Origin of the sequence: Tolypothrix sp. VBCCA 56010 (genome assembly GCF_050875635.1) — a bacterium.
Classification (GTDB): Bacteria; Cyanobacteriota; Cyanobacteriia; order Cyanobacteriales; family Nostocaceae; genus Hassallia.
The window spans coordinates 1-249 of record NZ_JBPAOH010000513.1 but is presented as its reverse complement, the minus strand read 5'-3'; the positions used below and the strand labels follow the sequence as shown (position 1 = coordinate 249).

1 protein-coding gene is annotated in these 249 nt (G+C 52.6%); it reads left to right on the top strand.

Annotated features, from left to right (window positions below; translation table 11 throughout):
- Positions 1–38 precede the first annotated feature (38 nt).
- On the top strand, positions 39–152 hold the full coding sequence (locus tag AABK37_RS42175) for a histidine kinase (protein WP_432557299.1): 114 nt from the start codon (positions 39–41) through the stop codon (positions 150–152).
- Positions 153–249: the final 97 nt, after the last annotated feature.

Genomic DNA, 249 nt, shown 5'->3' with positions numbered 1-249 from the left:
GCTGACAAACATCGATTTAAACAACAATGAATAGGGCAATGGGCAATGGGCAATGGGCAATGGGAATAAAAAGAAGTTTCCTTTCTTTCCATGCCCGATGCCCGATGCCCCATGCCCCATGCCCCATGCCCGATGCCCCATGCCCAGAATAGGGCAATGGGCAATGGGCAATGGGCAATGGGAATAAAAAGAAGTTTCCTTTCTTTCCATGCCCGATGCCCCATGCCCGATGCCCCATGCCCGATGCCC